At 67.6% G+C, this 17,283-nt stretch carries 16 protein-coding genes; 7 read left to right on the top strand and 9 right to left on the bottom strand.

Annotated elements, in window-relative coordinates:
* The first annotated feature begins 3 nt into the window (after positions 1 to 3).
* Positions 4 to 423, top strand: a complete 420-nt coding sequence (locus tag NCO8_RS18625; protein ID WP_067641257.1) for a hypothetical protein — start codon at positions 4 to 6, stop codon at positions 421 to 423.
* On the opposite strand, the gene NCO8_RS18620 is transcribed toward NCO8_RS18625, so the two are convergent.
* The 6 genes from NCO8_RS18620 to NCO8_RS18595 form a co-directional block, all read right to left on the bottom strand.
* Positions 424 to 786 carry a hypothetical protein gene (locus NCO8_RS18620; protein WP_157104970.1) on the bottom strand — a complete coding sequence of 121 codons (363 nt, stop codon included), beginning with the start codon at positions 784 to 786 and terminating at the stop codon, positions 424 to 426. It lies immediately after the preceding gene.
* Between the two features lie 109 nt (positions 787 to 895).
* Positions 896 to 2,233: a phosphoglucosamine mutase gene (gene glmM, locus NCO8_RS18615; RefSeq protein ID WP_067641255.1), complete on the bottom strand. Its 1,338-nt coding sequence runs from the start codon at positions 2,231 to 2,233 to the stop codon at positions 896 to 898.
* A 139-nt stretch (positions 2,234 to 2,372) separates the two neighbouring features.
* On the bottom strand, positions 2,373 to 2,894 hold the full coding sequence (gene rpsI / locus NCO8_RS18610) for a 30S ribosomal protein S9 (RefSeq protein WP_084457283.1): 522 nt from the start codon (positions 2,892 to 2,894) through the stop codon (positions 2,373 to 2,375).
* Positions 2,891 to 3,334, bottom strand: a complete 444-nt coding sequence (rplM, locus tag NCO8_RS18605) for a 50S ribosomal protein L13 (protein WP_022567307.1) — start codon at positions 3,332 to 3,334, stop codon at positions 2,891 to 2,893. The genes rpsI and rplM overlap by 4 nt, the downstream gene beginning before the upstream one ends.
* Positions 3,335 to 3,514: 180 nt before the next feature.
* Complete coding sequence (locus NCO8_RS18600) at positions 3,515 to 4,816, bottom strand: hypothetical protein (protein WP_245655415.1); 1,302 nt, start codon at positions 4,814 to 4,816, stop codon at positions 3,515 to 3,517.
* Positions 4,817 to 4,889: 73 nt separating this feature from the next.
* On the bottom strand, positions 4,890 to 7,427 hold the full coding sequence (locus NCO8_RS18595) for an FHA domain-containing protein (protein ID WP_067641252.1): 2,538 nt from the start codon (positions 7,425 to 7,427) through the stop codon (positions 4,890 to 4,892).
* 107 nt (positions 7,428 to 7,534) lie between these two features.
* Between NCO8_RS18595 and NCO8_RS18590 the strand changes: the two genes are divergently transcribed.
* Positions 7,535 to 8,980, top strand: a complete 1,446-nt coding sequence (locus NCO8_RS18590) for a neutral zinc metallopeptidase (RefSeq protein ID WP_067641250.1) — start codon at positions 7,535 to 7,537, stop codon at positions 8,978 to 8,980.
* A gap of 1 nt (position 8,981) precedes the next feature.
* Here NCO8_RS18590 and NCO8_RS18585 read toward each other — a convergent pair whose 3' ends face one another.
* Positions 8,982 to 10,283: an FHA domain-containing protein gene (locus NCO8_RS18585; RefSeq protein WP_067641249.1), complete on the bottom strand. Its 1,302-nt coding sequence runs from the start codon at positions 10,281 to 10,283 to the stop codon at positions 8,982 to 8,984.
* 143 nt (positions 10,284 to 10,426) lie between these two features.
* Here NCO8_RS18585 and NCO8_RS18580 point away from each other — a divergent pair, with 143 nt between their 5' ends.
* The 5 genes from NCO8_RS18580 to NCO8_RS18560 all read left to right on the top strand — a co-directional run bounded on the left by NCO8_RS18580 (position 10,427) and on the right by NCO8_RS18560 (position 16,460).
* Positions 10,427 to 11,617, top strand: coding sequence for a DUF7373 family lipoprotein (locus tag NCO8_RS18580; RefSeq protein WP_067641247.1), 1,191 nt, complete (start codon positions 10,427 to 10,429; stop codon positions 11,615 to 11,617).
* Between the two features lie 56 nt (positions 11,618 to 11,673).
* Positions 11,674 to 12,864, top strand: coding sequence for a DUF7373 family lipoprotein (locus NCO8_RS18575; RefSeq protein ID WP_245655414.1), 1,191 nt, complete (start codon positions 11,674 to 11,676; stop codon positions 12,862 to 12,864).
* Positions 12,861 to 14,096, top strand: a complete 1,236-nt coding sequence (locus NCO8_RS18570) for a DUF7373 family lipoprotein (protein ID WP_067641243.1) — start codon at positions 12,861 to 12,863, stop codon at positions 14,094 to 14,096. Before NCO8_RS18575 ends, NCO8_RS18570 begins: the two co-directional genes overlap by 4 nt.
* Positions 14,097 to 14,172: 76 nt before the next feature.
* The gene (locus NCO8_RS18565) at positions 14,173 to 15,687 is read left to right on the top strand and encodes a serine/threonine-protein kinase (RefSeq protein WP_067641241.1); all 1,515 of its coding nucleotides are present in this window, start codon (positions 14,173 to 14,175) and stop codon (positions 15,685 to 15,687) included.
* A 74-nt stretch (positions 15,688 to 15,761) separates the two neighbouring features.
* Complete coding sequence (locus NCO8_RS18560) at positions 15,762 to 16,460, top strand: DUF7373 family lipoprotein (protein WP_157104969.1); 699 nt, start codon at positions 15,762 to 15,764, stop codon at positions 16,458 to 16,460.
* Here the strand turns inward: NCO8_RS18560 and NCO8_RS30720 are convergent.
* Positions 16,457 to 16,756 (bottom strand): colicin immunity domain-containing protein, encoded by a 300-nt coding sequence (locus tag NCO8_RS30720; protein ID WP_084457282.1) that lies wholly within the window; start codon positions 16,754 to 16,756, stop codon positions 16,457 to 16,459. The two genes, NCO8_RS18560 and NCO8_RS30720, sit on opposite strands and share 4 nt — an antisense overlap.
* Positions 16,757 to 17,131 (bottom strand): WXG100 family type VII secretion target, encoded by a 375-nt coding sequence (locus tag NCO8_RS30715; RefSeq protein WP_167353302.1) that lies wholly within the window; start codon positions 17,129 to 17,131, stop codon positions 16,757 to 16,759.
* Between the last annotated feature and the right edge of the window lie 152 nt (positions 17,132 to 17,283).

Here is a 17,283-nt window from a genome sequence, read left to right as displayed (position 1 = left end):
CCCATGGCATTAGGCATCGACACCCGCGTCACGCTGCTCGTCACCGGTCTGATCTTCCTGAGCGCCCTGCTGCTCGGGATCTGGAAGTATCGCGGCATCCGGGTCGACGGCGCCGCCCACGTCTACGTAGACATCGCGCACCGCGCGGCCCTGATGTATTCCTTCGCGGGCCTGGCGCTTGCCGTGTTCACCGAGCTCAGCGCCTGGCCCACGCCCGTGAATCTGGCCGCCGACCTGGTGGTTCTCGCGTTCTTCGCCGGGGCTATCGCCAGCTACGCGATGCACGGCCTGCGCCGCGACACCACCGACCAGTTCGCCGGGGAGATCTCCGGCGCGCTGAAGCTGTCGATGTACGGGCTGATCGTGGGTGAGGTCGGTGGTTTCCTCGTGCTGTTCACCGGTTTCATCGCCGGCCAGTTCTGATCAGATCGGTTGGACCACAGCGGTTTCCGCCGCACCGAACAGGTCGATATCGGACCCGAACTTGATCCCGACCAACCCGGCGACGAGCGTGGCGAGCAGGATCGCGACAACCACGATCAGCGACCGTGAGCGCGGCGAGGGCCGTGGCACCGCCACCGCCCCGCTGCGCGACGACTCGGCCTCGATGCGCTGACCGTATCCCTCGTCGCGGATCGGCACCGTCGGCGAATACCCCTGCGGCACTTCACGACACCCCGGCCGTCCACACGCCCCACCGCAGCGGTGTGGCTCGCCGTACTCGTAGTACTGATCCTGGTAGTTGCGGGCAGGCAGCGGCGCCATGATCGGCCCCCTTCGAATCATGCTGCGCGCCTAACTTTCCGGTGCGCCGAGCGAGCACACGCGCCACGGGCACACAGGTCCTTACGGCGTACGCCGATAGTAGAGGCAGCGGCGACGGCACGCCAGCGGATCAGACGGCGGCGACCTGCTTGGCCAGGTCGTCGGCCAGCTGACGCGCCTGCGCCGGATCGGTGGCCTCGACCATCACCCGAACCAGCTGCTCGGTACCGCTGGGCCGCAACAGCACCCGGCCCGACTCGCCGAGCATGCGCTCCGCCTCGGCCACCGCGTCGCGCACCTCGGGGGCAGCGGCGACCGCGGCCTTGTCCGACACCTTCACGTTCACCAGCACCTGCGGCACGGTGCTCATCACCGACGCCAGCTCCCCGAGCCCGCGACCGGTCTGGGCCATCCGCGCCATCAACCGCAGCCCGGTGAGCACACCATCACCCGTGGTGCCGTAGCGCGGGAAAACCACGTGACCCGACTGTTCGCCGCCGAGACTAAACCCACCGCGACGCAGTTCCTCGAGCACGTAGCGGTCACCGACAGCGGCGGTGAGCACGCGAATACCGGCCTCACGCATGGCGATATGCAGCCCGAGGTTGCTCATCACCGTGGCCACCAGGGTGTCCTCGACCAGTTCGCCCGACTCCCGCATGGCCAGCGCGAGTACCGCCATGATCTTGTCGCCGTCGACCACCTCGCCGGCGGCGTCGACCGCGAGGCACCGGTCGGCGTCGCCGTCGAGCGCGACACCGAGATCGGCGCCGTTGGCGAGCACCGCGGCGCGGACCGCGTCCAGGTGGGTGGAACCGCAGCCGTCGTTGATGTTGAGACCGTTGGGTTCGGCGTTGATCGCGATCACCGTCGCGCCGGCCTCCCGGTACACCTGCGGCGCCACCTCGGCGGCCGCGCCGTGCGCGCAGTCCACCACGACGGTGAGCCCGGACAGGTTCTCCCCGGTCGATTCGAGCAGATGCTCGACATAGCGTTCGTGGGTGCCCTCGACGGTGTAGTCGCCGCGCACGCGGCCGATGCCCGCGCCGGTCGGGCGCACGGTTGTGCCGTCGGTGATCAGGGCTTCGATCCGCTGTTCCACGGCGTCGTCGAGCTTGTGCCCGCCCGCCGCGAAGATCTTGATGCCGTTGTCGGGCATGGGGTTGTGCGAGGCGGAGATCATCACGCCGAAGCACGCGTCGTAGAGGCCGGTGAGGTAGGCCACGGCCGGGGTGGGCAGCACACCGACGGACAGCACGTCGACACCGGTGGCGGTCAGGCCCGCGGTCACCGCGGCCTCGAGCATCTCGCCGCTGGCCCGCGGATCACGACCGACCACCGCGACCGGACGCTTCTTGCCGCGGCTGAGCACCTGCGCCGCCGCACCGGCGACCCGCATCGCCAGCTCCGGGCTCAAAGACTCGTTGGCGAGCCCACGAACGCCGTCCGTACCGAAAAGCCGTCCCATACCTGCCCCTTGTAGGTGGTCCATATACAGCACGAGAGCAGGCGACCAGCCGTGCTGGAAGCCTGCTCTCGCACACGTGCTCCGCAGACCGTACCGCCTCAGCCAAGGTAGGCGAAGACGGTGGTCGGCAGTGCCGAAATCAGCGCTTCGAGTACTGAGGCGCCTTACGGGCCTTCTTGAGGCCGTACTTCTTGCGCTCGGTGGCACGCGGGTCACGAGTCAGGAAGCCTGCGCGCTTGAGCGCGGGGCGATCCTCGGGGGTGACCTCGATCAGCGCGCGGGCGATGGCCAGACGCAGGGCGCCTGCCTGACCCGAGGGGCCGCCGCCGTGCAGCAGGGCGACGATGTCGAAGGACTCGGTCCGCTCGACGGTCACCAGCGGGGACTTCACCAGCTGCTGGTGCACCTTGTTCGGGAAGTAATCCTCGATGGTGCGGCCGTTGAGGGTGAAGTTGCCCGAGCCCGGAACCAGTCGCACGCGGACGACGGCTTCCTTACGGCGACCGACGGTCTGCACGGGACGATCGATGACGATCGGCTCGTAGGACGCCTCGTAGACGGCCTCGCCCTCGTCGTAGCCTTCGCCGTCTTCGACGACCTCGACCACGGTCTCGTCGACCGCGTCGAACTCTTCGGGGGTGAACTCTTCAGGAGCGGTCACTGGGCCACCTGCTTGATCTCGAACGGAACCGGCTGCTGCGCGGCGTGGGGGTGGTTCGGGCCTGCGTAGACCTTCAGCTTGCCCGCGATCGCGTTACCCAGCTTGTTCTTCGGGATCATGCCCTTGACGGCCTTCTCCACGAGACGATCGGGACGGGTCGCCAACACCTCGCCGACAGTGCGCGACTTGAGGCCGCCCGGGTGTCCGCTGTGGTGGTGGATCAGCTTGTCCTGCTTCTTGTTGCCGGAGATGGCAACCTTGTCCGCGTTGATGATGATGACGAAGTCGCCACCATCGACGTGGGGTGCGTAGGTCGGCTTGCCCTTGCCGCGCAGCAGGCCAGCGGCCTGCACGGCGAGACGGCCGAGGACTACGTCAGTGGCGTCGATGACGTACCACTTGCGGGTGACGTCACCTGCCTTGGGGCTGTACGTAGGCACAGTCGTTCCCTGTCTGTCGTCGGTGTTGCCGGCCAACTGTTATGGATCCCGGAGTCGAGATTTGTCCCGGCGGCCGGTGGAGACCCGGGACATCGCGGAGACACCGAACCGCGAACGGGTCGACGTTCCACACGCCAGCGGCCAACGATACCAGCCGGGTATGACGCCCCCACAATCGGACTAGATGACCACCGGTGGGCCCGGGTCGGTGGTGCGCGCCGGGCCGGGGATCAGGTAGCGCAGGTTGTCGATGCCGGGGGTGGCGCACCCGTCGACGACGCTGCCGTCCGCGGTCGCGATGCCGTCGGGCGGCGTGGTGTTGACGTACGGGGTGAACGCGCAGTCCGAGGCGTCGGCCGCGAGGGTGGTGTCGGTCTGCCAGCCGGTGGCGGCGAGCGCAAGCGCGCCGAGCACCGCGGGTGCGCCGAAGAACCCCTTCTTGACCTTGCCGAGGAGCTTTCCGCGCTGGTCGGCTTCGTCGTCGAGCGCGTGCCGCCCACCGGACTGGGCGGGCGGTCCGGCCACGAACCCGGCGGGTCCCGGCGGCTGGGCGGCGGGCGGCGCGGCAGGCGGCGCACCCCAGCCGACCTGGGCGGCATAGGCCTGCCCGGGATGCTGTGGCTCGGGGTAGTCGTCCTCGTCGAACGGCTCGGTGACCAGCAGATGCGCGGCGCCGAGCACCAGCGCGTGCATCGGGTGATCGGCCACCTGCAGCCGCTGTCCGAGGTGGTTCTGGAAGGCCAGGCGCAGCGCGTCGTTGAAGCAGACGTTGCCCGCGAGCAGCACCGTCGAGGTGTCGGCGCCGATGGAACGGGCCGCGGCCATCGCCTCGATCACCACGTTGTCGGCGGTGCGCGCGTCGCGCAGCGCCTCCGGATTCACCGAGACCTCCACCGATTCGGTCGGCTGCTCGTCGTCGCCGTGCACCGCGACGACCAGCAGCGTGCGGCCGTCGGAGTAGATGCCGGTGGCGCCGATGCCGGTGTGGTGCCGCTCGCTCGGCGGCGAGACCAGGCCGAGCGCGCGCAGGTATCCCGACAGCGCGACGCTCTCCGGTAGCGGTTCGACGACCACGTCGAGCTGTTCGACCAGTCCGGCGTAGACCTCGACCTTCTCCTCCGGCCAGCTGTCCGGATACGGCAACGCCACCAGCTGCGGCTTCCCGCGCAGATACTTGCCGACGGCGGCCAGCGGGTTGTAGAGCCTGGCCCGGAACACCAGTTCGGCGGGCCAGGTGGCGCCGGCGATCACGATCTGCGGGTGCCCGAGGATGTCGCGCACGTCGGCGATCGCCATCCCCAGATCGGGTCGCTGCCGGTCGACACCGGCGGTGTGCAACCTGCCCGCGGCGTCGGCGAGCAGGTAGGCGGGCGGGGTGTAGGTGCCCTCCACCTGAACCGGGCGGATGGGGGTCTCACCGCCACCCGCGGCGACAGACACCACATCCCACCCCAGATGCAGGGCGCCAACTCGAACGGTCACAGGCTCAAGTGTGCCCGGTCGGCGCTCGACACGCGCAGTGTGTCCGCCGAAACGACGTTGACCTGCCCGATCATCATGCCTGCGACCGCTTCAGCCGCAGGCGGGTCCAGGTGAGGAACGCCAGGGCGGCGGTGATCACGAGCACCATGGCGATGTCGAGGATCCAGATGCCGACCGAGTGCGTCCACAGCGAATCGTCCTGCGCACCCCAGAACAGATTCTTCAGATCGACGGTCGAAGCGCCCGACGCGTAACCCCAGCGGGCCGGGAACAGGTACGACACCTGCTCGAGGCCGACGCGGTCGGTCACCGGGATCAGACCACCGGCCATCACGAGCTGCACCATGATCATCACCACGAGCATCGGCATGACCTGCTCGTTGGACTTGGCCAGGCTCGACATCAGCAGACCGAACACCACACAGCAGACCGCCGTCATGGCGATGTCGATGTAGAGCTCGATGCTGCCGTTCGGAATCAGCGATCCGGCACCGGGCGGGTTCTTGCCGAGCAGGGTGATGCCGATCAGCACGGCGGACTGCAGGAACGCGACCACGCTGAACACCGCGATCTTGGCCAGCAGGTATGCCGACGGCAATAGCCCGACCGCCCGTTCGCGGTGGAAGATCGTCCGCTCACCGACCAGGTCACGCACACTCAGCGTCGCACCCATGAAGCACGCGCCGAGGATGAGCACCACCAGCAACTGCTGGGTCTCGCTACCACCGGACTTGGCGAACGACCCGTCGGGCTGGGCGACCAGCGGCCCCGCGGCGAAGCCGTTCTCACCGGGCACCACCAGCGACAACGCGCCGAGGATGAACGGCAGCACCACCAGGAACACCAGGTAACCGCGGTCGGCGAAGATCAACCGCAACTGTCTGCGCGCCAACGTGCTGAACTGCCGCATGCCACTGGATTGCGGCGGCGCACCGGCATTGCCGCGCTGCAACGGCTGGGGCGGCGGTGGCGGCGGCACATAGGCCTGCCTCGACCGATACGCCGCGAAGGCCTGGTCCGGGTTGGCCGCGACATTGGCGAAGATCTCGGCCCAGTCGCTGGTACCCATCGCCGCGCCGACGCCACCGGGGTGGCCGGCGAACGCGGTCTTGCCGCCGGGCGCGAGCAGCACCACCTGGTCACACATGTCAAGGCAGGCCACGGAGTGGGTGACCACGATGACCACGCGACCGGCGTCGGCCAGTTCGCGCAGCATCTGCATGACCTGCCGGTCCAGCGCCGGATCGAGGCCCGAGGTCGGCTCGTCGAGGATCAGCAGCGACGGACCGGTGAGCAGCTCCATCGCCACCGACGCGCGCTTGCGCTGACCGCCGGAGAGCCGGTCGACTCGGGTGTCGGCGTGCTGGGTGAGCGAAAGCTCTTGCAGCACACCGTCGATCACCTGCTGACGGTCGGCCTTGGTGGTATCCGGCGGCAGCCGCAGCTCGGCGGCGAAACCGAGGGCCTGGCGGACGGTGAGCTGACGGTGCAGCACATCGTCCTGCGGGACCATGCCGATACGCGAACGCAGCGCCTCGTATTCGGCGTGCAGGTTGCGGCCCTCGAAGGTGACCACACCGCCGGAGGGCTGGGTGTTGCCCGCGATCAGCTTCGACAGCGTCGACTTGCCCGCACCCGAAGGGCCGATCAGCGCGGTCAGCGTGCCACGCCCGGCCTGCATGTTCACATCGACGAGCAACTGCTTGTTGCCCTCGACGGTGAACCCGACCCCGTGCACCGTGAGACCCAGCTCGGCGACCGGCTTCTGCCGGTGCACCAGCGCGCCCTGCGCGACGACGAAGTCGATGTTGCCGATGGTGACGATGTCACGCTCGTGCAGCACCGTGCGCTGCTGGCGGTGACCGTTGACGAAGGTGCCGTTGGCCGACCCGAGGTCCTCGACGACCAGCCCCTCCGGCGAGGAAACCAGCCGCGCGTGCTTGCGCGAGGCCAGCGGGTCGTTCACCACGATCTGGTTGTCGGAGGTACGGCCGATGCTCAGGCCGCCGGGCGGGATGCGGTCACCGCGCGCCACCGGTTCGGTCGAGGCCGCCTTGCGCACCGGCGGCAGCATCGAGGAGTCGGCGCGGCGGGTCATATTGATGTTGTCCTGCGGCGCGACCGGCTGCGACGGCAGCTGCGAGGTCGGCACGTACTGCGGCCGGGCAGGTGGCTGCTGCTGTTGAGGTGTCGGATGTGACGGTGGCTGGAAGGACGGGCGCTGTGGCGGACGGTGCTGTGGTTGCGGCTGCGACGGCGGCGCGACCATGGTCGCCGCGTGCCGCGATCCCGCCCCCGGCGCCGCGGGCACGAGGTGCAGCAGCGGCCCGCTGATCGCGTCGCCCAGGCGCACCTGGGTCGGCCGGTCGATCGAGACCGGCTGACTCAGCCTGCGGGCGTCGACGAAAACGCCGTTGGTACTGCCGTTGTCGGCGAGTACCCAGGCGCCGTTGCTGAAGCGCAGAGTGGCGTGCACGCGCGAGACCAGCGGACTGTCCACGAACAGGGTGACCTCGGGCGCACGGCCCATGGTGATCTGCTGGCTCGCTTCGAAGACTCGTTCGGTTCCATCATGGCGCACGGTGATGGTCTGCGCCCCCGGTGAAGACATGGAGCGGATACTATGCCATCGCCCGGACATCGGCGGTGCCCCCGAGACGGCTTCACACCCGATCCGGCGACCGACCTGCACGTGTATCCGGCCGACCAGGGGGACCGATGCCGAAAGGCCAAGTGCTCGTTGCCATCACCGCCGTGCTATGTGCACTGCTGAGTGTGGGCTGCACACGGGCGGTCGACGGCCGCGCGGTCTCGATCTACGACGACCCCTTCCGAGTAGCCGGTCTGCCGACCACCGGCGGCCCGAACGGCCCACGACCCGGCGTCGCGGATTCGTCGCTCACCGCGTCCAACGGTGACGGCGGCGAGGTCGACGCCCTCGCCCTCAACGCCATCGAGGACATCCAGACCTACTGGGAGTCGGTGTTCGGCACCGAGTTCCGTGGTGAGACGTTCGACCCGGTCACCACCCTCATCTCCTGGGACGCGCGCGCCCCACGCAACTCGGCGGTCGAGTTCTGCAAGGAAACCACCTACCACCTGGTGAACGCCGCCTACTGCCGCAGCGACAACTCCATCGGCTGGGACCGCGCGATGCTGCTGCCGACGATGAGCGAGACCTTCGGCCCGATGTCGGTGGTGATGGTGCTCGCCCACGAATACGGGCACGCGATCCAGACCATGGCCAAGATGGTCACCAAGAAGACCCCGGTACTGGTGAAGGAACAGCAGGCCGATTGTTTCGCGGGTGCGTTCATGCGTCATGTCGCCGAGGGCAAGTCGAAGCACTTCACCATCAACACCTCCGACGGCCTCAATTCCGTGCTGGCCGCGACGGTTTCGATTCGCGATTCCGACCCCGACGATCCGGAGAGCGTGCACGGTTCGGCGTTCGAGCGGGTCACGGCGGTGCAGATCGGTTTCACCGACGGTGCGCGCGGCTGCAAGGGCATCGACGAGGACGAGATCGAATCGCGTCGTGGCAATCTGCCGCAGAGTTTCTCCGGCGACCAGGGACGCGGCGAGTACCCGATCACTCAGAGCAATCTGGTCGAGTTGAGCAAGGCCCTGCAGGCGATCCTGCCGGTGCGGCAGTCACCCTCCTACGACTATTCGGGATCGCAGGTGGAGTGCGACGACGGCGCCGTCACCGACCCGGTCACCTACTGCCCCACCAAGAACGTGATCGCCACCGATGTGCCCGGCCTGGCCGAACGCGGTTCCGCCGACGACAGCGACGACGGCCCGCTCCCGGTGAAGGTGAGCGGCGACTACAACGGCTACGTCCTGTTCATCTCCCGCTACACCCTCGCCGTGCAGCGCAGCAACGGCCAAGCGCTCACCGGCGCGAAGACGGGCCTGCGCGCGGCGTGCCTGTCGGGAGTGGTCACCGGCAAACTCGCCGAGCCCGGCCGTCCGGTCAGCCAGGGCGACATCCAGCTCTCCGCGGGCGACCTCGACGAAGCGGTCTCCGGCCTGCTCACCGACGGCCTCGCCGCCAGCGACGCCGAAGGCAACACCGTCCCCAGCGGCTTCTCCCGCGTCGACGCCTTCCGTGCGGGCGTCCTCAACGGCGCGACAACCTGCGAATCCCGCTACAGCTGACTCAGCCGAACGGGGGCGGCGCGGCCGGTTCGTAGCGCAGGACCCGGTTGCCGATCATGATCTCGGTGCCGGGGACGAGCACCAGCGGCTGGTTCGGGGTGAGCCGGATCCAGTCGCGATAGCCGGGCAGCCGGCTGCGAGTTCCGTTGGTGGAACCGCGATCCAGCAGTTGCACGTCCCAATTCACCAGGTGCACTTCGGCATGCGCGCGTGACATGCCGCCGGAGGTGTCGTCGATGCGCAGCGGGATCAGGCCGCGTTGTGCCGCTTCGGAATTCTCCGGGTCGCGCCCGATCACCGCGTCGGCGGCCAGCAGGTAGGTCATGCCGTCGTCGAGGACGAGCATGCCCAGCGGCGGGCGGACCACTTCGGCCAGCGCCTGGGTCTGGTCGACCGGCATGCCGCACACCGTGCAGAACGCCGAGCGCGGGTCGCTGGGATGCGCTCGCGCGCACTTGAATCCCATCACCTTCACGGTCAGCACTGTCGAACGGGCCGTCGCCTCGAGCCTGCGCTGCAGGTCGGGGTCGGGTTCGGGGGCGGGATTGGTTCCGGCGGTGCGGGTTTCGGCGTTGTGCGGGTCGACGAGGTCGTGGTTGGTTCCGGTCACCGCGTCCAGCATCGAGGTCGCGGGCTGCATCCCCGTGACAGGCGCCTCGGCCGGGCGCGAATCCTGTTGCGGCGGGCGTGGTTCCCGGTCGATGCGGGCCGTGGGCGGCGGCAGGCGGCGGGCGTCCGGGTCGGCGGTGCGCACGCGGCTTCGCACATCGTTGGCCCACACCACGGCCCCGGCCGCCTGCGCGATGCCTTCGACCAGCCAGCCGATGCCGCGTTCGGCGGGCAGGTCGGGGATGCGGCCCTTGGCGTCGTCGACGAACAGCGCCACACCCTTGGCCGGCTCGGAGGCCACCCGGTCGACGGTGAACGCCGCGTCACTACCCCGGTAGTACTCGGGCCCCCGATCGCCTGCGAGCACGGCGGTCACCGCGCCGTGCAGGAAGATCGCGACACCGCCGTTGTCGGCGGCCGAGAGCACCCCGAAGTCGATCGGCACACCCGGCGAGATCTGCTCGGCATGCTTCATCAGCCACCGGGTGGCCTCCCGCGCGACCGAGGCGCCCGGCCCGCCCGGTTCCGCCTCCACCGCGGTGCGGACGAGCTCGGCCAGCGATTCCAGGGCGATGGCGGCGGTGGATTCCGGGGTGAGGCGTCCGGGCTGCCGGTGCGCCACCGCGATCACCGCTCCCGCCACGTGCGCCACGGCATGAGCGCCGGGCACGATTTCGACCTGCCGATCCCTCACAGGTATCGGCCTCCACCGGAACCGCGCAGCAGGGTCGTCGACATGACATCCAGACTATGGCAAAGCACCACACTTAGGGCCCCCTGGGCGGGCTTGTTCCGGTAACTTCACACCTACAGCGGGAGGAACACCGAGGGGCAGCCATGATCAGGATCCGCGTCGCGTTCGCATTGTCGGCAGTCACGATCGCCCTCACGGGCTGCGCGGTGAGTGGCACCCCCATCGCAGGTGAGATCGATGTGCGCAAACTCGAGGTGGGGCCCTTCGCCGTCGAGAAGCGCTCGCACGATGAAAAGGCCGGTAGCGCAGGTCCGCTCGTGGAGGGTATGCGGATGTCGGGCGCCGTGCCGCCGACGGTCCGGATCGATCCGTCGATGTCGTACGGGCGCGGGTCGACCGTGATCCCGTCGGTGGAACGCGCACTCGATTTCATCGCCAATGTGTCGCGTCCGGTACTGGAGAACCGCAAGTTCGTCACCGGCTATGTGACGCTCGGCGCCGACCGCGCCGATCCCGACGGCAGCAAACGTCCCGGTCCCGACGCCACTGCCATCACCACCGCGGTGCTGCGTTTTCCCGACAGCGCCTCGGCCACATTGGCCGCCCGCGAACTCGAGGACGTCGACCTCGGCGTCTCCCCGGACAACCGCAAGCTCGCCTCGACGAAATACCCCGAGGCATATGTGCATTGGCGGCCCGGCATCCCCACCGTCGGCGCCTTCCACGCGCACAAGGAATTCGTGATCTCGTTGTTCGTGCAGCGACCGCGCGCCGACGCCGACGACCTCGTGTCCTGGATCGATATGTCGCTGGAAGCGAGCCTGGCCCAGCTCGCGAAGTTCACCCCGACCCCCTACGACAAGCTCGCCGACCTGCCCGTCGATCCCGACGGCCTGCTGGCCCGCGCCGTTGTCGAGGACACCACCGAGACCGAGCCCGACCAGAGCACTTTCGCCGTGTACAGCCCCGAGCACATCGTGAGCCGGGTCGACGACGAGACCGCCCGCGAACGCCTCCTCGAAGCCGCGGGCGCCGACCGGTACGCCCTGGTCGAAGGCGGCGCCATCGCCCGCGTCCGCGATCAGGCGGGGGCCGAAGCGCTGATGCAGGGCTTCATCGATTCCGCCGAGCACTACGATTCCGTGCCAGCGCCCACCGATGTGCCCGGCGCCAAATGCTTCGAACTCAATTCGAAGGGCAACTCCGACATCGATTCCGAATACCGCTGCTACGTTCCGTACAAGCGCTACCTGGCTATTGTCGGTGCCGAGCAGGAACCCGAGATCCGGCAGAAAGTCGCCGCCCAATACGCCCTGCTGGCCAACAGTTTGTAGGTCGGCAGAACGGGTTACTATTCGGCCGACCATCGTTTCGGGGAGGAATGATCGCCGTGCTGTCGAGGAAACCGGCCTGCGCCGCACTGGCGACCGTCCTGCTCACCGGCCTGCTGGCGTGCGGTTCCGGGGAGGAACCGGGCGCGGCCACTGATCCGCCGGTCGACCTGGCCACCCTCGATGTGGGCAACTACCCGACGCAACCCCGGGTGGTCGGCGCCGTCGCCAGCATGGATCAAGCCCGGTTCATCGAGGCCGAACGCCTCGGCGATCACGTCCCCGCCCCCGCCGATATCGACCCCCGGTTCGTTCACACCAACCCGTCGATCGCCTCGGTGTTCATCGATCCCGAGGCCGCGCTCGGCAAGATCATGGCCGTCGACCGGTTCGCCGAGATCGCCCCCGACTTCATCGGCGGATTCGTGAGTTCGGCGCAGACCGCGCCCGACAACCGCGGCATCGACATGGTCAACGCCGTCATGATCTTTCCCGATGCGCAGAAGGCCACCGCCGCCGCGACCGCGCTCGAGCAACTCGATTTCGGTTACGCGCCCAACAATCAGCCGATCGAGATACCGGGTTACCCTGCGGCGAAAGCACATTGGCAGCCCGATCAGCAGTCGATCGGATCGTGGTTCGCCACCGGGCATCTGGTGATCTACACCTGGTTCTTCGACTATCTGAAGATCTGGCTCGGCAAGGTCGACAAGCAGGCCCTGCTCGAGCTGACCCGCAAGAGTCTCGACACCATCGTCCCCTCGGTCGCGAACTTCACTCCCACCGCCGATCTGATGACTCTGCAGCGTGACCGCGAAGGCATGCTCGGCCGCACCGCGCCCCGCCCGCGCGAGGATTCCTGGCTCAACCCGCCCGGCGTCTACGCGGGCCGCACCGCCCGCCATTTCACCTCCGACCCGGTGAGCACGACCGCGATGATCGCCGACAACGGTGTCGACCTGTACGCCAGTGACGGCGCCGACGTCTACCGGGCGCGCGATATCGCGGGCGCGCAGGCCGTGCGCGACGAATTGGGCGGTCTCACCCGCAAATTCACCGCCGCCGACCCACCGAAGAATCTGCCGAGCGCCCGATGCAAGGAATACATCGGGCGCAATCAGCGCTTCGCGATCCGCTTCTATTGCGCGGTCTCCTACGACCGTTACGCCGCGTACGTGTGGTCCAACCAGCTCCTCGACGTGCAGCAACGCGCGGCCGCCCAGTATGCCCTGCTGGTGAACGCGTCATGAGAATCCGCCGTTTCGCGATCGCCCTGTTCGCCGTCGTCCTCGCGGGCTGTGGTTCCGAGGTCACCGGTACCGCGCTGCCCGGCGAGATCGATATCCGCACCCTGGATGTCGGCAGCTTCCCCACCGAACCGGTGAACGCCCACGACGACGATCCCGTCCCCGACTTCTACGAGATGTACAACGTGGCCGGTATGCGTATCGCCGGTCACGTCATCGACGCCGCGGCCATCGATCCGCAGATGAAGTACGGCACCGGCGCCCGCGCCTTCTCCGACGGCACAACCCCGTGGGAGCTCGGCGATTACGACGTCGTCGAACCGATCGCCGAAAAGCACAAAATGCTCTACGGATTCCTGTCCACCGGCGCCTCGACCGACTCCACCGTGAGCTCGACCGGGTGGCCGTTCAAGGAACCGACGAACAATTTCACCGCCGCCACCATGGTGCTGCAATTCCCCGACGCCGCGCGTGCCACCGCCGCGGCCCAGGAATTCCACGACGCCGACCTCGCCTCCCACGAGGGCCGCAACCAGCCCGTCAGCATCCCCGGCCACCCCGCCGCCCGCTCCCACTGGCGGCCCGACTCGCCGTTCCTGCGCACCCTGCTCCCCCACGGCCCGTACGTGCTCGCGTTCCTGCTCTCGGTCGACAAACCCGACCTCGACGCCCTCACCACCCGGGCCGCCACCGCCTACGACAAGCAGATCGGCGCGCTGGCCGACGTCCCCGTCCTCACCGACGAAGAGGTCTACACCCTCCCGTTCGACCCCGACCACCTGCTGGTCCGCACCCTCAACCCCGACCAGTTCACCTTCCCCGAAGGCGACGGCACCCACACGGTCACCACCAGGGCGGGCGCCCTCCACTTCGCCGGTGCCTCCGGCGTCCCGCTCTCCCCCGAACGCGACCGCCTCGCCGAGCAATTCGCCGCGATGAACGCCGAACAGGTCGCCTTCTCGCACGGTTCGATGGCCGTCCGCACCGCCGACCCGGCCTCGGCCCTGCGCGCGGTCACCGACAAACTCCTCCCCCACCACCCCAAAGCCGACGCGGCGCCACCATCCAATCTGCCCCACGCGGCCTGTACCGAGAACCGAACCCTCGACGGGGCCAAGCGTTTCAGCTGTGTGGTGGCGTACAAGCAGTACGTGGGTGTCGTCGGCGGCAACCAGTTGCTCGACGCGCACCAGCGTGCGGCGGCGCAATACGCGCTGTTCGCCAATACCCGATGACCGCCCCGCCCACGCCGGTTTCGCTATGCTCCGGCCCGAGCGGGACAGGATGCACCGAGTCAGGAGATCGTGAGATATGGCGATGAGCCCCGGCACCATCGTCGGCGGGTACCGGATCATCCGGAAGCTCGGCGCGGGCGGGATGGGCTCGGTCTATCTCGCGGCCCACCCCAGCCTGCCCCGCACCGACGCGCTGAAGATTCTCAGCGCCGAACTCAGCAACGACCCCGAGTTCCGTGCCCGCTTCGAGCGGGAGGCGAATCTGGCTGCCGGACTGGATCATCCGAATATCGTCTCGGTCTTCAACCGCGGCGAGGAACACGGCCAGCTGTGGATCGCCATGCAGTTCGTCGAGGGCACCGACGCCGCCGCCGAACTCGCCCGCGACCCGCAGGCCATGACCCCGCTGCGCGCCCTGCGCATCACCACCGAGGTCGGCAAGGGCCTGGATTTCGCGCACCGGCGCGGCCTGCTGCACCGCGACGTCAAACCGGCGAACTTCCTGCTGTCGAGCAGTTACGGGGACGAAGAGCGAGTCCTGCTCACCGATTTCGGCGTCGCGAAGTCGACCGACGACGCCTCCGAACTCACCCAGACCGGCAACTTCCTCGCCACCATCGCCTACGCGCCACCGGAACAGCTGTCGGGTACACACCTCGATCACCGCGCCGACATCTACAGCCTCGCCTGCTCGTTCTACAAGCTCCTCACCGGCCAAAACCCGTTCCCCGCAACGCAACCGGCCATGGTGATGATGGGTCACCTGCACGAACCGCCGCCGCGGCCGACCGCTGTGCGCCCCGGCCTGCCGCCCGCGATCGACCACGTCATCGCCCGCGCCATGGCCAAGAACCCGAACGAGCGGTTCGGCACCTGCCGCGAATTCACCGACGCCGCGACCGCCGCCCTCGTGCCTGGTTCCCACCCCACCGGCCACCACACCGCCCCCACCTACCCCGTCCAGGTGCCGCAGCAGTGGTCACCACCCACTCCTCCCGCAGCCGCCGCCCCGGCACCCGAGAAGCCGAGGAACAAGCTGCTCCTCGCGGGCGCGGCCGTAGTGGCGGTGGTCGCGGTCGCCGCGGGCATCGGCATCTGGGCCTCGAGCGGCGATTCCACCCCACCCGGCCCCTCGACCAGCACCACCGCCGCCCTGACCCCGCTGGAACAGGCCCGCAAGGACAACCCCGCCTTCGCGGGCAAAACCGTCCTCATGGTCGACGTGGCCGCCGACGGCAAACTCGCCACCTACCTCGGCGGCACCCTCCCCACGAAATTCTTCGAAGACCTCGGCTTCGTCTACAACTTCAACTACACGAAAACCGGCGAAGAACCCTCCCCCCGCCCCGTCACCAGCACCACCACCCGCTTCGACACCCCCGACGACAGCTACATCCTCGCGGTCCGCAGCGACGAAAAAGCAGGCGGCGGCGGCCTCCTCGGCCTCCCCTACCAACTCACCGGCTCCCGAGCCACCGTCATCCCCATCGACGACCCCCTCACCGTCACCGCCATCCGCACCTGGACCACCACCTCCGAACAAACCCTCCTCTCCCGCCTCGTCCCCATCCTGAAAAACCGGGTGAAGTAGCCGTCGGCCGCAGACGCGGTAGCCTGTCGATCGGTTGTACGCCGCGATACGCGGTGATCGGTTGGAGGGGGAACATGCGGCTCGAGCGATTCGCTGCGTTGACGGCGGTCCTGGTGCTCGGATCCGGTTGCGCTGCAACAGTATCCGGCCAAGCCACGCCGAGGACGACACCGGTCGACCTCGCGGCCCTGCAAACGGGCGCGATGGTCACCGAACCGACCGACTTCGAACTGAACTTCAACTCGCACGCCGCGCAGCGGGTCAGGCTGATCGAAGGGCGGCGGCTCCTCAACGTCCTGGTCCACCCGACCGACTTCGTGCCGACTCTGACCGAGTTGAGCTACACCAAGATCTTCGCCGACGCCGAAGAGATGACCAAGACCGGTGGACTTCCAGAGAAGTTCAAAGATGCTGTCACCAGCAATGATCTGGTCGCCGGCGTCTGTACAACACGAACGAACGGCAGCAGCCGTGACTTCGAATCCCTGTTCGTCGGGATCCTGGAATTCGGCACAGAGCAGAACGCCGTCGCGGCAGCCGCCGCTATGTACGCCGTTGGACTCACGCAGGAGGACTCTCGGCAGCCGGTGGCGATTCCGAGCTACCCGGGCGCGCACGGCTCTGCTTCGGACAGCAGCGTCAACGCTTTCCAGCCACACGGCCGATTCGTGATCGTCACCGCGATATCAAGAACGCCCTCGACAAGCAGATCGAGGCGCTGGACAAGTTCCAGGCCGTCGCCGCGGACGACCTCGACTGGCCGCGCAACCTAGTCAGTTGAATCAGAATACAATTTTCTGAATACCGCTTGTGCGCGCGACCGAAGCCTATCCGCGTCGAGCCCACCAGCGTCCTCCCGCAATTCGGGATCCGCTACATATTCGTCCACATCGGCAAATAGCGAGTCTAGAATATCGAACTCTGGACTAAGAATCTGATTCTCGTCATGCTTGAATTTTTGCAAATATTCTTGCTCGAATTGGTCTGCCGACTTTTCACCCTTAGCGAAACTTCGTATCAGCTCTCTATATCCGGCAACCATTCGATCAATCCGGTCTCTTTCGCTCATCTACCCGCCTCCGAGCTTTCCGTTCTTGGTGACATTCTCTGCCGAGGTGCGCTCTTTTATTTGGGCCAAACTATCGCTGAGAAAACCGACAAACCCGCGAATACGGTTTTGAATATCCTCGACACCGACGACGCCCAATAGTTTCGCCAGAGTCTCCAACGAATCGAGAACTTTCTGCGCACCTTCACGAGTCTCATCCCAGCCAGCACGGTACGCAGCCGCCGAAGAGCCTTTCCAGCCTTCCAAAAGGCGAGAGATATCCGCATCAAGTGACCGCACACCTGCTATGAGTTCGGCTGCGGTCAGCTGCACATACGTTCCCGCATCGCTCACCTCGGCCTGTACTAAATCAAAATCCGAATCCCCGCCCTGCACCGGCCCACCCCCTTGTACCGTTCTCGACAGACGTTATCACCGCACCAATGCCTGTCAAACGCGAGCCGACAGACTTCTCCCCAGCATTGGGTACAACTCAGTTCGAACAAGCTAGGGTTGGCACAGCGCGTTGACGGCCGATGCGAACCGCA

The sequence above is a fragment of the Nocardia coubleae NBRC 108252 genome (genome assembly GCF_001612805.1).
GTDB lineage: Bacteria > Actinomycetota > Actinomycetes > Mycobacteriales > Mycobacteriaceae > Nocardia > Nocardia coubleae.
This window is presented reverse-complemented; position numbering and strand designations above follow the sequence as displayed.

Coding starts and splice junctions, on each gene's coding strand:
- NCO8_RS18565 (WP_067641241.1), top strand. CDS start 14,173: ATGGCGATGAGCCCCGGCACCATCGTCGGCGGGTACCGGATCATCCGG.
- NCO8_RS18590 (WP_067641250.1), top strand. CDS start 7,535: ATGCCGAAAGGCCAAGTGCTCGTTGCCATCACCGCCGTGCTATGTGCA.
- NCO8_RS18570 (WP_067641243.1), top strand. CDS start 12,861: ATGAGAATCCGCCGTTTCGCGATCGCCCTGTTCGCCGTCGTCCTCGCG.
- NCO8_RS18625 (WP_067641257.1), top strand. CDS start 4: ATGGCATTAGGCATCGACACCCGCGTCACGCTGCTCGTCACCGGTCTG.
- NCO8_RS18560 (WP_157104969.1), top strand. CDS start 15,762: ATGCGGCTCGAGCGATTCGCTGCGTTGACGGCGGTCCTGGTGCTCGGA.
- glmM (WP_067641255.1), bottom strand. CDS start 2,233: ATGGGACGGCTTTTCGGTACGGACGGCGTTCGTGGGCTCGCCAACGAG.
- NCO8_RS18620 (WP_157104970.1), bottom strand. CDS start 786: ATGATTCGAAGGGGGCCGATCATGGCGCCGCTGCCTGCCCGCAACTAC.
- NCO8_RS18580 (WP_067641247.1), top strand. CDS start 10,427: ATGATCAGGATCCGCGTCGCGTTCGCATTGTCGGCAGTCACGATCGCC.
- NCO8_RS18595 (WP_067641252.1), bottom strand. CDS start 7,427: ATGTCTTCACCGGGGGCGCAGACCATCACCGTGCGCCATGATGGAACC.
- NCO8_RS30720 (WP_084457282.1), bottom strand. CDS start 16,756: ATGAGCGAAAGAGACCGGATTGATCGAATGGTTGCCGGATATAGAGAG.